Annotated in this window: 15 protein-coding genes and 1 tRNA gene; 10 read left to right on the top strand and 6 right to left on the bottom strand. The window is 35.5% G+C overall.

Annotated features, from left to right (window positions below):
- The first annotated feature begins 18 nt into the window (after positions 1-18).
- The 5 genes from ACTYBU_RS21990 (at position 19) to tsaD (ending at position 3203) form a co-directional block, all read left to right on the top strand.
- Positions 19-92 (top strand) — tRNA-Met (locus tag ACTYBU_RS21990).
- A 477-nt stretch (positions 93-569) separates the two neighbouring features.
- Positions 570-1022 (top strand): tRNA (adenosine(37)-N6)-threonylcarbamoyltransferase complex ATPase subunit type 1 TsaE, encoded by a 453-nt coding sequence (tsaE, locus tag ACTYBU_RS21985; protein ID WP_445493139.1) that lies wholly within the window; start codon positions 570-572, stop codon positions 1020-1022.
- A complete protein-coding gene (tsaB, locus tag ACTYBU_RS21980; RefSeq protein ID WP_445493137.1) occupies positions 1022-1738 on the top strand; it encodes a tRNA (adenosine(37)-N6)-threonylcarbamoyltransferase complex dimerization subunit type 1 TsaB in 717 nt (238 codons plus the stop codon). Before tsaE ends, tsaB begins: the two co-directional genes overlap by 1 nt.
- Complete coding sequence (rimI, locus tag ACTYBU_RS21975) at positions 1738-2184, top strand: ribosomal protein S18-alanine N-acetyltransferase (protein ID WP_445493135.1); 447 nt, start codon at positions 1738-1740, stop codon at positions 2182-2184. The genes tsaB and rimI overlap by 1 nt, the downstream gene beginning before the upstream one ends.
- Positions 2184-3203, top strand: coding sequence for a tRNA (adenosine(37)-N6)-threonylcarbamoyltransferase complex transferase subunit TsaD (tsaD, locus tag ACTYBU_RS21970; RefSeq protein ID WP_445493132.1), 1020 nt, complete (start codon positions 2184-2186; stop codon positions 3201-3203). Before rimI ends, tsaD begins: the two co-directional genes overlap by 1 nt.
- Positions 3204-3411: 208 nt before the next feature.
- On the opposite strand, the gene ACTYBU_RS21965 is transcribed toward tsaD, so the two are convergent.
- The gene (locus ACTYBU_RS21965; protein ID WP_445493131.1) at positions 3412-5337 is read right to left on the bottom strand and encodes an ABC-F family ATP-binding cassette domain-containing protein; all 1926 of its coding nucleotides are present in this window, start codon (positions 5335-5337) and stop codon (positions 3412-3414) included.
- Between the two features lie 225 nt (positions 5338-5562).
- Here ACTYBU_RS21965 and moaC point away from each other — a divergent pair, with 225 nt between their 5' ends.
- Positions 5563-6063, top strand: a complete 501-nt coding sequence (moaC, locus tag ACTYBU_RS21960; RefSeq protein WP_445493130.1) for a cyclic pyranopterin monophosphate synthase MoaC — start codon at positions 5563-5565, stop codon at positions 6061-6063.
- Positions 6064-6329: 266 nt separating this feature from the next.
- Positions 6330-6983 carry a redox-sensing transcriptional repressor Rex gene (locus ACTYBU_RS21955; RefSeq protein WP_445493129.1) on the top strand — a complete coding sequence of 218 codons (654 nt, stop codon included), beginning with the start codon at positions 6330-6332 and terminating at the stop codon, positions 6981-6983.
- 68 nt (positions 6984-7051) lie between these two features.
- Here the strand turns inward: ACTYBU_RS21955 and ACTYBU_RS21950 are convergent, their stop codons facing one another.
- Positions 7052-7252: a YdiK family protein gene (locus ACTYBU_RS21950; protein ID WP_445493128.1), complete on the bottom strand. Its 201-nt coding sequence runs from the start codon at positions 7250-7252 to the stop codon at positions 7052-7054.
- A complete protein-coding gene (locus ACTYBU_RS21945) occupies positions 7253-7978 on the bottom strand; it encodes a lysostaphin resistance A-like protein (RefSeq protein WP_445493126.1) in 726 nt (241 codons plus the stop codon). It lies immediately after the preceding gene.
- A 339-nt stretch (positions 7979-8317) separates the two neighbouring features.
- Between ACTYBU_RS21945 and groES the strand changes: the two genes are divergently transcribed.
- Complete coding sequence (groES, locus tag ACTYBU_RS21940; RefSeq protein ID WP_445493124.1) at positions 8318-8602, top strand: co-chaperone GroES; 285 nt, start codon at positions 8318-8320, stop codon at positions 8600-8602.
- A gap of 75 nt (positions 8603-8677) precedes the next feature.
- On the top strand, positions 8678-10309 hold the full coding sequence (gene groL, locus ACTYBU_RS21935; RefSeq protein ID WP_445493122.1) for a chaperonin GroEL: 1632 nt from the start codon (positions 8678-8680) through the stop codon (positions 10307-10309).
- Between the two features lie 83 nt (positions 10310-10392).
- Here groL and ACTYBU_RS21930 read toward each other — a convergent pair whose 3' ends face one another.
- Entirely contained in the window at positions 10393-11604 is a 1212-nt protein-coding gene (locus ACTYBU_RS21930; RefSeq protein WP_445493120.1) for a site-specific integrase, read from the bottom strand.
- 133 nt (positions 11605-11737) lie between these two features.
- On the opposite strand from ACTYBU_RS21930, the gene ACTYBU_RS21925 reads away from it, so the two are divergent.
- The gene (locus ACTYBU_RS21925; protein ID WP_445493119.1) at positions 11738-11929 is read left to right on the top strand and encodes a hypothetical protein; all 192 of its coding nucleotides are present in this window, start codon (positions 11738-11740) and stop codon (positions 11927-11929) included.
- Positions 11930-12043: 114 nt separating this feature from the next.
- Here the strand turns inward: ACTYBU_RS21925 and ACTYBU_RS21920 are convergent, their stop codons facing one another.
- Together ACTYBU_RS21920 and ACTYBU_RS21915 are read right to left on the bottom strand one after the other, a co-directional pair.
- Positions 12044-13312 (bottom strand): site-specific integrase, encoded by a 1269-nt coding sequence (locus ACTYBU_RS21920; RefSeq protein ID WP_445493117.1) that lies wholly within the window; start codon positions 13310-13312, stop codon positions 12044-12046.
- On the bottom strand, positions 13285-13503 hold the full coding sequence (locus ACTYBU_RS21915; RefSeq protein WP_445493115.1) for a helix-turn-helix domain-containing protein: 219 nt from the start codon (positions 13501-13503) through the stop codon (positions 13285-13287). Before ACTYBU_RS21915 ends, ACTYBU_RS21920 begins: the two co-directional genes overlap by 28 nt.
- Positions 13504-14011 lie beyond the last annotated feature (508 nt).

Below are 14011 nucleotides of genomic sequence, written 5' to 3'. Positions count from 1 at the left end.
AAATTATTATATTAACGTCGCGGGGTGGAGCAGTCTGGTAGCTCGTCGGGCTCATAACCCGAAGGTCGTAGGTTCAAATCCTGCCCCCGCAATAAAACAACCGTATAATAAAAAATCCTTAGGATAGCCTAAGGATTTTTTATTGTACAGGAAATTATAAACGAAATAGAGTTGTGGATAACTAAGCAGTATGGTCTGCGTCCAGCTCCAGCGCCTATCGCCTATCAAACTTCAGGTCATCTCCCTACGATAAGTCAACATCGATTCGCTTACGCTCATCGTGTTTCCTTTATCTCAGTCGAAGCCCTTCCAGTTTGTACGGCGATGATCAAGGCGCTTGCGCTTTTGTTCTTGTATAGGAAATGATAAAATTGCTTGTTATGCATCATTTTGATGAAATGTTTGCAACATAACATACAGTAAAAAGAATTTGCGGCAGTTTCACTTTATGCTATTTTCATGCAAATTATATAAATGAAACAATAAAAGCTTATTCTTTCTTTAGACTGACAAATGAATTGAGTATAATAAAGCATATGACTAAAATCGATAAAATTAGGTGGTCGTACATGAAAAAATATGAATGGATTGCAATGAACCCAGAGGATACAATGATAATAGCAGAAAGACTGGCAGCGTTATTACAAAAAGGGGATGTCATAACGTTGGAAGGCGATTTAGGTGCCGGAAAAACAACCTTTACAAAGGGGCTGGCAAAGGGCCTGCATATAACCAAAACCGTAAACAGCCCTACTTTTACTATAATTAAAGAATATTTTGGAAATCTCCCACTTTATCATATGGATGTATACCGGGTAAAGGATTCATTTGAAGATTTAGGGTTTGATGAATATTTTGATGGCAATGGTGTTTGTGTGGTAGAGTGGGCCCATTTAATTCAAGATCAACTCCCAGAAGAATATTTGAAAATTTGTTTATACTATGACAAAGAGACTGGAAGAAAAATTGTTTTTTCTCCAAATGGAACAAGGTATATGCAATTATGTGAGGAGCTATTTTAATGAAAGTACTTGCGATTGATACTTCTAATTTTGTCTTGGGAATATCGATACTAGACAATGGAAAAGTAATAGGTGAATATATAACCAATCTAAAGAAAAATCATTCTGTCAGAGCAATGCCTGCGATTGAACAGCTTATGAAAGAATGTGAGATCAAGCCGAAAGAATTGACTAAAATTGTAGTAGCCAAAGGGCCAGGATCGTATACTGGAGTTAGAATTGGCGTTACAATTGCTAAAACATTAGCGTGGACATTAAAGATTCCTTTAGTAGGCTTATCCAGTCTAGAAGTGCTGGCTGCATCTGCCGGCAGGTATTTTGATGGAAATGTAGTGCCGCTATTTGATGCAAGAAGAGGTCAAATCTATACAGGTGTCTATTATTTTTCAGGGGGAAAATATAAACAGATAAAACAAGATCAATTGATCTTAACGACAGATTGGGTAGAGCAGCTAAAAGAAGATCAGAAGAAGCTATTATTTGTAGGTAATGACCTTCCTTTACATGAGGAAGTTATATTATCCAGTTTGGGAGAACAGGCAATACTGGCTGATCCAATAGATTATAATCCGAGACCATCTGTTTTAGCTATGCTGGGAAAGGATAAAGAAGCTGGAGATATACACACTTTTATTCCTGAATATATTCGAATGGCAGAGGCAGAAGCAAATTGGTTGAAGGCAAATAAAAAAGAAAAAAAGGAAGATAGGGGTTAATGGGTAATTTTGATTTTCGTTATATGACAGTTGAAGATATTGAAGAAGTATATAAAATTGAAACAATGTCTTTTACTACCCCATGGAGCAGAGAAGCCTTCTACAATGAATTAACACAAAATCGTTTTGCTACATATGTGGTAATAGAGCATGATAATTATTTAGTAGGATATTGTGGAGTATGGATTGTGGTGGATGAAGCACATATTACAAATATTGCGATTTTACAAGCATATAGAGGGAAAAAATTAGGAGAAAAACTGTTAAAAAAAATTATGCATGAAGCGAAAATAAAGGGTGCTGTTACGATGACCTTAGAAGTTAGAGTATCCAATAAGATCGCTCAAAATCTGTATAGAAAATTGAATTTTCAAGATGGGGCAATAAGAAAAAATTATTATACAGATAATCATGAGGATGCATTAGTTATGTGGGTGAAGATATAATGACAAAGGATAAGTTGATTTTAGGAATTGAAACTAGTTGTGATGAAACAGCAGTATCTGTAGTTAAAAACGGGTCAGAAATACTTTCAAATATTGTTGCTTCTCAAATTGAAAGTCATAAGAGATTTGGCGGAGTAGTCCCTGAAATTGCTTCAAGACACCATGTAGAACAAATTACCTTGGTCATAGAAGAAGCTATTGCTCGTGCCAATGTTGGATATGAAGACTTGGATGCTATAGCAGTAACCGAAGGACCTGGACTTGTGGGAGCATTATTGATTGGTGTGAATGCAGCAAAGGCGATCAGTTTTGCACATGATATCCCCATTGTGGGAGTTCATCATATTGCAGGACATATTTATGCGAATCAGCTTGTGGACAAGTTGGAATTTCCGCTATTATCACTGGTTGTATCTGGTGGTCATACAGAGTTAGTTTATATGAAGGAACATGGTCATTTTGAAGTGATTGGGGAAACTAGGGATGATGCTGCAGGGGAAGCGTATGATAAAGTGGCGAGAACATTAAATTTACCTTATCCTGGCGGGCCGCATATTGATCTGTTAGCCCAAAATGGCAATCCAACGATTAAATTGCCTCGTGCCTGGATCGAAGGGACGTATGATTTTAGTTTTAGTGGATTAAAATCAGCAGTTATCAACACTGTGCATAACGCAGAACAACGTGGAGAAACAATTAAACCAGAAGATCTTGCGGCAAGCTTTCAAGCAAGTGTTGTGGATGTGCTTGTTTCGAAAACAGTGCAGGCTGCAAAAGAGTTTGAAGTGAAACAAGTTCTGCTGGCTGGAGGAGTGGCTGCAAATAAAGGACTTAGAAATACACTGGAACAAGCTTTTCAGACATTGCCAGAGATTAAACTAAGTATTCCGCCATTATCTTTATGCACAGATAATGCAGCAATGATAGCTGCTGCAGGAACTGTATTTTATCAAAAAGGGCAACGGGCAGCCTTAAATTTAAATGGCAATCCAAGCTTAGATATAACTATCCACAATTAAATAAAAGTAGGACAAAATCCCTGTATAATACAGGGTTTTTTGTGTGGATAATAGTAAAAAAAATTTAGAAAACTGTGGATAATGTGGATAATTTATAAATAAAATGTGGATAATGTGAATAAACATGTGGAAAGCTAATATAATAACTATTATCTTGTGGATAAAGTTGTGGAAAAAAAGTACTGGATAGAATTCTATCCAGTACTTTTTACTTATCTGATAATTCTGTCCACTCATCCATAAGCATCTCTATCTGATTTTTAAAAGTTTCTATTTCCTTATTGAGTTCCAAAACCTTCTCATGATCTTGAAAAATAGAGGGCTCACATAATAGATGTTCATTGTATGTTACCTTTTTTTCTAAATCCTCTATTTTTATTTCGATTTCTTCAATTCTTCTTAATCGCTGACGCTCCAGTTTTTTTGCTTCCTTATCTAATTGATAAGAACTTTTATCATTTTCAGGAGAAGATGCCTTCTTGGTTTCAAGGGGAGATCCTAGTTCTAATAATTCCTCTTGTTCCAGTTTTTTCTCTACATAATAATCGTAGTCGCCTAAAAATTCGGCTGATCCTTCCTGCTGTAATTCTATTATTTTTGTGGCAATACGGTTAATAAAATAGCGATCATGTGATACAAAAAGAATTGTTCCGGGAAAGTCAATTAATGCATTTTCTAATACTTCTTTGCTGTCTAAATCAAGATGGTTTGTTGGTTCATCCAATATTAAAACATTGGTCTGTTCCATCATCAATTTAGCTAACGCGAGTCTGGCTTTTTCCCCTCCGCTTAAGGAACTTACCGTTTTAAGAACATCGTCTCCCGAAAATAAAAAATTTCCTAGTACCGTTCTTATTTCCTTTTCAGGTTTTAGAGGAAATTCATCCCAAAGTTCATTTAATACTCTCTTATTGGAAGAAAGCTCTGCTTGTTCTTGATCATAGTAGCCAATCATAACATTGGAACCAAATGATATAGAACCAGAAAAGTTTGGAATTTTAGAAATGATAGTCTTTAACAAGGTAGATTTACCAACACCATTTGGTCCAACTAATGCAATGCTGTCTCCACGATTAATTTGGAAATTAATATTTTCAGCAATAATATTTTTATCGTAGCCGATTGATAATTCCTTGATTTTTAATACATCGTTACCGCTTTGTTTTGTGATAGTAAATCCAAAAGAAGCTGACTTTTCTTCTCCATCTGGACGATCCATTCGATCCATTCGTTCTAACTTTTTGCGTCTGCTTTGTGCTCTTTTTGTAGTGGAGGCACGTGCCAAATTTTTTTGGATAAAGGATTCCAGCTTTGCGATCTCATCTTGCTGTTTTTCAAAAAGCTTCATTTCACGTTCATAATTTTCAGCCTTTTTGTCAAGATAAGCGCTGTAATTTCCGATAAACTTCTTTATAAAATGCCTCGATAATTCGTAAACTTGGGAGACTACTTTATCCAAGAAATAGCGATCATGGGATACAATAAGCACAGCGCCTTTATACCCTTGTAAATATTGTTCCAGCCATGATAATGTTTCTATATCTAAATGGTTAGTAGGCTCGTCCAATATTAAAATATCCGGTGTTGTTAATAACAATTTTGCAAGGGCTAGTCTTGTTTTTTGCCCTCCGCTTAAACTGGAAATCTTTGTAGAATAATCAAATGCGCCGAAATTTAAACCATGAAGTACAGAACGGATATCTGCCTCATATTGATACCCTCCGCTTTCTTTAAAATCAAATTGTAATTTATCATATTCTTTTAGTATTTTTTCAAACATACTTTTTTGTGCGATAGTATTTGGGTCTGACATCTGTTGTTCTAAATTTCTAAGCTCCGATTCCTGTTTTTTTAATCCTTTAAAAACTGTAAGCATTTCATCCCATATGGATAATGTGGATTCAAGTCCCGTATTTTGGGCTAGATAGCCAATTTCAACTGTTTTCGGTTTTATTATTTCTCCAGCATCATAAGATAAATGACCAGCGATCATTTTTAAAAGGGTTGATTTCCCAGCGCCGTTTCTTCCGACAAGTGCAATTCTATCCCTTGTTTGCACTTCTAATTTTATATTTGATAAGATGAGATCAGCTCCAAAGTATTTGGATAACTGATTTACTTGTAATAAAATCATTTGCTTCACCTCAGACGATATGTATATTAAGTGTAACCCAAAAAAGAGTAATACTGCAATAAAGTGTCATTTCCTTGATCACATTTTGAGCATTATCTTATTCTTTTGGTTGGCTATGCATCTTTTTACTCTTTCTAACATGTTAAAAGAGAAATAGATAAAAAAGGATAATAGTTACACATTGGATGAAAAATAGTGTATCATTTTCCATAGAGGTGTTGTATTATGAGTGAATTTACACATTTTAATGATGAAGGAAGAGCAAAAATGGTGGATATAAGCGGAAAAGATGAAACCGCTCGCACCGCAATAGCGAAATCTAGCATAAAAGTTAATCATGATATATATGAAAAGATAACAAAGCAAACATTTAAAAAGGGAGATGTATTAGCTGTTGCCCAAGTTGCAGGAATTATGGCAGCAAAGAAAACATCGGATATTATTCCAATGTGCCATCCTATTCAATTGACTGGTGTTGATATTTCTTATACGTGGCAAGAAGAAGAATTCAACTACTATACATTGATAGTTACGGTAAAAGTGAAAACAGTAGGAAATACAGGTGTGGAAATGGAAGCATTGACAGCTGCATCTGTTACAGCGTTGACCGTCTATGATATGTGCAAAAGTGTTGATAAAGGGATGATAATAGGAAAAACATATTTAATGGAAAAAACCGGCGGCAAAAATGGCGATTTTAATAGAGAGGATGAATATTCATCCTGATGTTCTGTCTCTAATGAGACGGGCCCTTTTTTAGGGGAGAAATATACTTTATAAAATTAGATAAGTGTCTAGCGCGGACTTACAGGACGTGCAAGTGCCGGTGTAGTCACAGGCTCGAAGGATGCGAGTAAAGAAGCGACAAAGACATAAGGCTGTGGCGCAGTTAGTCGTTATACCTTCACTGCGTACATAATATGCAGCCCGGACGGCAATTACCAAGGCGGCGCTTACGCTTTTCTTATTAAAATAACAGGTAGGGGATAAGCATGAATAATGAGGTAATGAAGATTCCGCAAGCAACTGCTAAGCGGCTGCCATTATATTATCGATTTTTGAAGAACCTGCATTCTTCCGGCAAGCAGCGTGTTTCTTCTGCAGAATTGAGTGAAGCAGTTAAGGTTGACTCTGCTACAATTAGAAGAGATTTTTCCTATTTTGGTGCATTAGGGAAAAAGGGATACGGCTATAATGTTAATTATTTGCTTTCTTTTTTCCGTAAAACATTGGATCAAGATGAGCTGACAAAAGTTGCGTTAATAGGTGTAGGTAATTTAGGCGTAGCCTTTTTGAAATATAATTTTCTGAAAAATAATAATACAAAAATCGAAGTAGCATTTGATATAGTGGAAGAAAAAATAAACGAAAAAATTAGTGATGTCACTATTTATCATATGGATGATTTAGAAAAAGTTATTAAAGAGAATGATATTCAAGTAGCAATTTTAACTGTTCCGGCACCTGTTGCCCAAACCATTACAGATCGTTTAGTTAATAGTTCGATAAAAGGAATTCTTAATTTCACACCTGCTCGATTAAGTGTACCCCCAAGTGTTCGTATTCATCATATCGATTTAGCCGTTGAATTGCAGTCGCTTGTTTATTTTTTAAAACATTATCCAACAATAGATGTAGAAGAATAAATAAATAGAGGCGCACCTAAATGAGGTTGCGCCTTAAAGTGTTGATAACAGAGACCTGCTGTAAACAGTTATTTATCTTTTTTCTTGTTGATAAAATGAAAAGCAATAATTCGAATTCCGGAACCTATATCAAAGGTTGCCAATAAGATTAATACATATGTAAGAAAACCCCATCCATTATTTGTTTGGATATTCTGAATTGCAAAATAGGTAAACACTACTCCTAAAAGGAGATAGATAAAACCAGAAAATAAAGCTGATTGCCTCATCTAAAATCCTCCAATAAAATGTGAAATCTGATTTGCCTGTTCCATCCATTTTTGTAGATGCTCCTGATTTAATTGAATGATCACCACTAAGGTATTCATAGAAACATGAGCAAAAATAGGTACAAGTATTCTTTTTGTTTTTACATATAAAAAAGCAAAGATAAATCCCATACTTGTATATAAAAGAATATGAACAAGCTCACTGTGTGCTATTGCAAAAACAACAGAACTGATTAATGCGGATAAAAAGAAATTTAAGCGCTTATACAGCGCACCAAAGATAATTTTTCGAAAAACGATCTCTTCCAGTATCGGTCCAATAATACTGATAACAATGATGACAACAGGAGAATACTCCACTATTTTCATTAAATGTTCTGTGTTTTGGGAACCAGCCTCTATACCAATTAGCCTTTCGATCATTCCTGCAATACTTTGTGCAAATAAGGAAAGAAAGATGCCTCCTATAGCCCAGATTATGGAAGAATTTATCGGAGCAGCTTCTTGCCGCATCGGATTTTTTATTTCATGGCGCAATAAAAGCAATACAATCAATAACGTGACTGCAAAGCTGAATACGAGCCAAATTACTAATGAGGGCAACTGAATGTCTTGCTGTTTATAGCCTGCTGCTTCTCCAATTAAATAGATAAAAGGCAATCCAATAAGAGAAGAAAACTGCATGGCGATATAGGCAAGCAAAATAATCCAATATTCTTTTTTCACTATATTATGCTCCTTTGTTAACGCGTTCTTTTTAGAATATAAAGCAAGAGCATTAGATCATGCCATTGCAATGGTTGGAAATGTCCGTACTCTTTATTGTACTAATAAGTGGCTATATGTTTCAAATGGAAGCACTTAAAAAGAATAATGCATAAAACAAAAGAACAAGTATATACTCTTAAAGGTGAAAATTGTTAAGGGAGAATGAAATTTGTAAAAAATAGAGCATGACTCTTGCAAAATGAACGAAGATTAATTAATATAATACTTGTGTTAGCACTCGAGGTAAACGAGTGCTAATAAAAAATAATTACATATAATTTGAGGAGGTTGTTTCACTTGTTAAAGCCATTAGGAGATCGTGTTATTATTGAGCTTGTTGAAACAGAAGAAAAAACTGCAAGTGGCATTGTATTGCCAGACTCTGCTAAAGAGAAGCCTCAAGAAGGCAAAGTAGTAGCTGTAGGTACTGGTCGTGTATTAGATAACGGTGAACGAATCGATCTAGAAGTTTCAGTAGATGACCGCATCATCTTCTCAAAATATTCTGGAACTGAAGTGAAATATGAAGGAAAAGAATACTTAATTCTTCGTGAAAGTGATATCTTAGCGATCGTAGGCTAATACATTTTCATAAACTTATTTTGATCAAAAATGAACGAAAAAATATGGATAAAAAATTTGAGGAGGTTTTACAAAATGGCTAAAGACATTAAATTTAGTGAAGAAGCTCGCCGTGCAATGCTGCGTGGTGTAGATGCACTTGCAAATGCTGTTAAAGTAACACTTGGACCGAAAGGGCGCAACGTTGTATTAGAAAAAAAATATGGTTCTCCCCTAATTACAAATGATGGTGTAACAATTGCAAAAGAAATTGAATTAGAAGATGCATTTGAAAACATGGGTGCAAAACTAGTGGCAGAAGTTGCGAGCAAAACAAATGATGTTGCAGGGGACGGTACAACAACTGCAACAGTGCTTGCGCAGGCAATGATTCGCGAAGGATTAAAAAACGTAACTGCTGGTGCTAACCCAATGGGTATCCGCAAAGGAATTGACAAAGCAATTGCAACTGCTATTGCAGAGCTAAAAGCAATTTCAAAACCAATTGAAGGAAAAGCATCTATTGCACAAGTTGCTGCAATCTCTTCTGCTGACGAAGAAGTTGGACAATTAATTGCTGAAGCAATGGAACGTGTTGGCAACGATGGTGTTATCACTATTGAAGAATCAAAAGGTTTCACAACAGAATTAGATGTAGTGGAAGGTATGCAGTTCGATCGTGGATATGTATCTCCTTACATGGTAACTGATTCAGATAAAATGGAAGCTGTTCTTGAAAATCCATATATCTTAATTACAGATAAAAAGATTTCTAACATTCAAGAAATCTTGCCAGTACTAGAACAAGTAGTACAACAAGGAAAACCATTATTAATTGTTGCGGAAGATGTAGAAGGTGAAGCAAATGCTACATTGGTAGTAAACAAACTTCGCGGAACATTCACTGCAGTAGCAGTTAAAGCACCTGGTTTTGGCGATCGTCGTAAAGCAATGTTAGAAGATATTGCTATTCTTACTGGCGGACAAGTGATTACAGAAGATTTAGGCTTAGACCTTAAATCTGCAACGATTGATTCTTTAGGTAAAGCTGCAAAAATTGTTGTAACAAAAGAAAATACAACAATTGTAGAAGGCGCTGGCGAATCAGAACAAATCGCTGCCCGCATCAACCAAATCCGTGCGCAAATGGAAGAAACAACTTCTGAATTTGACCGTGAAAAATTACAAGAGCGTCTTGCTAAGCTTGCAGGCGGAGTTGCAGTAGTAAAAGTTGGAGCAGCTACTGAAACAGAATTAAAAGAACGTAAACTACGTATTGAAGATGCATTAAACTCTACTCGCGCTGCAGTTGAAGAAGGTATCGTAGCAGGTGGTGGAACAGCACTTCTTAACGTATACAACAAAATCGCTGCTATTCAAGCAGAAGGCGATGAAGCTACTGGTATTAACATCGTACTGCGTGCAATTGAAGAACCAGTTCGCCAAATCGCACACAATGCAGGTCTTGAAGGATCTGTAATCGTAGAACGCTTAAAACATGAGCCTGTTGGAACAGGATTCAACGCTGCCAATGGCCAATGGGTAAACATGATCGAAAGCGGAATTGTAGACCCAACAAAAGTGACACGTTCAGCACTTCAAAACGCTGGATCTGTTGCAGCTATGTTCTTAACAACAGAAGCAGTTGTTGCAGACAAACCAGAAGAAAATGCTGGCCCTGCAATGCCTGACATGGGCGGAATGGGTGGAATGGGCGGCATGATGTAATAACGCCCTCAAACCCTTGATATAAGTGGGTTTTTGAGTAAGGTGAGAGTGAAATGCTAACATTTTGCTAACATTGAGGTAAATTAACGGAGGCTTCTCATGAGTTCAGCGAACTTTTGAGAGGCTTCTTTTTTCATTTCTTGGGTTACGTGGAGATACACATTTTTTGTGATTTGATCATCTGAATGACCAAGGCGATCCATAATTTGTTCTAGTGAGACACCAGCTTCAGCAAGAAGTGACGTATGAGTATGCCTTAAACTATGCGGAGTTAACTCTTCATTTAAGCCAGCTAACCTAAGCAACCTTTTCATTCGGTCTCGCACATTTTTTATGACGATGGGATAACCGAATTGACGCTCCATCTTAGCGAAGATAAAGTCTTTGTCATAGTATTGGTTGCCTAATTTTTCAATGACTTTATTCTGAATCACTTTATGTTCTTTCAAAGCGTTGATAACATCTTCATCCACTACAATTTTCCTCCTTGATTTTCTTGTTTTGGGTGGGAGCAATTGATACACCAAGGTATTATTGTTCGGGTTGTAATACGTCTTGGTTATGCTTATCGTATAGTTAATGAAATCAATATCTTTCCACTTGAGAGCAACCAGTTCCCCTACCCTAATCCCGGTATAGGCCAGAATTAAAAACATCAGAGCATCATGCCCCAGACCATAATCTTTGGCTGTTTTTAAAAATAGGGCTAGATCTTCTTTTTCAAGATAATTGGGAATTTCCTCTTCTTCCAACTGTTCAATCGTTTTCTTATCTTTCTTTACATAAGCAAACTCAGTCGGATCCTTTTTGAGCAGCTCCAATTCTAATGCCTTACGAAAAATCATTCTACCTGTACGGTTGACTCCATCTCTTGTACTGTCTGAGTATCCTTGTTCTTTTAGGTCATTTAGAGCATCTTGATACATTTTTCTGTTAATGTCTTTTAATTTCAACTGTGAAAAATAAGGTAACAACTTACTAATTTCATGTTCTCGTACTCGGATTGTTCCGGGTTTTACGTCTTTTGCTTCGCTGTAGACAGGAAGCCACTCTTTTGCAAAATCGCTAAAAGTCTTATCTGTTTCCTCTAGATATGTTCCTTGGTTCAATTCATGAACTAGAGTGGTAGCAAATTCTTCAGCTTCTTGTTTAGTACTAAAGCCGCTTTTTACTTTCTGCTTTCTCTTACCGGTGATTGGATCAAATCCTACATCAATGGTGAAAGCCCACTTTGAACCACAAGTACATTTTTTCTTCTTGCAAGTGCAGTTCCTCCGGTAGAAATGACCTTTCATTTAATTCAATAACCTCGCTTTCTTAATGAATTTTGTTACAGCCATCATTATTCCCACTTTGCAATTGGATAACCCTTCCGCTAAAATTGAAGAAAAATGAAGTAGATTAAGCTCAAAAAAATCACTAGGAGAAGTGCAAATTAATTTTATATATTTTAATGATACTGGTAGAGAGGTAAAGGTACATCCAGCGACTTTCATTAATGGATGTACAGGTTTGAAAGAGCCAATTAAACATTTAGAGCAAAGACTTTTTGAATTACCAGAGGGTACTTTTCCTTGGGTTAAGATGTGGGATTATGGAGAAGTTGGGTTAGTATTTTAGTAACACCAATGAAAGAAGTTGAATGAAATAGCTGTTAGCTTAAAATATAATGAACAATAATTCTATGTAAATGAAAGCAAATGGTAAAATTTGCTTTCGAAGAAGTGAAAAACCTCACTCTTCTAATAAATCACTTAATTTATCTGAAACTGCCCTTTTCACTTCGGTTGTGAAATGAAGATATACTTTTCTAGTTACCTCTTCGTCATCATGACCTAAACGATCCATAATCTCTTCTAGAGTCGCCCCAGCTTGAGCAAGAAGGGACGTATGTGTATGCCGAAGTGAATGTGGAGTAAGTTTTGTGTTTAGTTTTGATAAGTTTAATAACCTATTCATTCTGTATTCAACAGTCTTAATTAAAAGGGGAAATCCCGGATATCGGTGGAAGTTAGCAAAAACATATCCGTAGTCTGAGTACTTCTCCCCTAAACGTCGTATCAATAACTCCTGCTCTGTTTTGTGTTTTTTTAATGCTTTTATTACTGTTGAATCTATCGCTATTTTGCGACGTGATCTTAAAGTTTTTGGTGGAACAAGTTGATAGTTAACAGTATTGTTTTTCTTGTTATAGTAAGTTTTGGTAATTCGAATTGTTTTAGCCTTAAAGTCAATATCTTTCCATTGGAGTGATACCAGTTCTCCGACACGCATACCAGTTCGGGCTAGAGTAGTAAATATAACATCATCCATATATAGTCCCTTTTCTATAGCGGTATCTAAGAATTTTAAAAGTTCTTCTTTTTCAAAGAACTTTGGCAGTTCTTCCTCTTCCTCAATGATTATTTGTTTATCCTTTCTAATAAAGGCATTTACTGCTGGATTTTCATCTAATAGTTTTTTATTTTTGGCAAATTTTAATATCATTCCCCCTGTAGTATGAATACCTTCTAACGTACTTTTAGCTAAACCTTTACTCTTTAGGTCATCCAATGCATCTTGATATTGTTTTTCTTTAATATCTTTTACCTTTAGATAGGCAAAGTAAGGCATTAATTTACTAATACTATATTCCCTATTATCTATAGTACCGGGCTTAGGGGCATTTCTATCAATATAGTATGTTAACCACTTCTGAGTAAAATCTTTAAAGATGATATCTTCATCAATGAAATCCCCGTTTTTTATTTTTCTTAGATATGCTTCAGCAGCCATACGAGCATCTTGCTCTGTCAAAAACCCCCCCTTAGTTTTTTGTCTTCTATTACCATTTTCAGGATTAATACCCACATCAATGACGTAAGTCCACTTCTTGTTACAAGTGCAATTTCCTAAATTGCACTTGCAACCTCTTTTAAAAAAATAACCTTGCAAAGTAATAACCTCTCTTCCTTGTTTTATATAAATAAATTTATTTATCTGTTTTTCAATTGTATAATCCACTGATTAAAGTCTGATTTATCGACTCTTATAGAAGCACCAATTTTGAAGTGTGGGATGCCTCCATCATCTAAGTGTTTTTGACATAACTCGTAAACTCTTCTTCTAGAGATATCTAGATATGAAGCAATGTGCTTTGCTGTAATGGTGTCAGGTAGTGATTCCCAAGTTGTAAATTCTTTTGTTTTTTCCATTATTGTTTTCTCTCCTTAATTTGGTTATTTAATTAATCTTGTTGTTTTGTGAATCTTTGGGGTAATTCTGAAACATTATACTAGCTGAAATTCTCCGTTTTAACCCCAACGATAGACATTTATTAAAAAGTTTTAAAAAAAATTAAGTAATCTAAAAATAAGCTCATCAATTCTCTCAGTCTTTCCCAATAGAGCAGACTGACTATTGAATTGCGCAGTAAACTTTATACTGTGCAGTAATAAGTTTATGAAAGTACGTACTTGAATTATAGATATGTACAGATACAAGTTCCTGTTGTAGTTATATAAAAAAGGTTAATCGGATAAAAAAGTTATGAAGCTTTTCCCCTTCTGTTTTTATTATTTGGCCAAAGGTTGGGGTTGATTAAAGAATTATGAATAACATAGGTCGTTAGGTTTGTGTAAAATAGAATATATAGATAAATCATAAATACAACTAGAAACAGCAATTTGGCATTAAAATTAAGTGATGGAAGATAAATTAAGT

It is taken from the genome of Niallia sp. 03133 (assembly GCF_052663225.1).
This window is presented reverse-complemented; position numbering and strand designations above follow the sequence as displayed.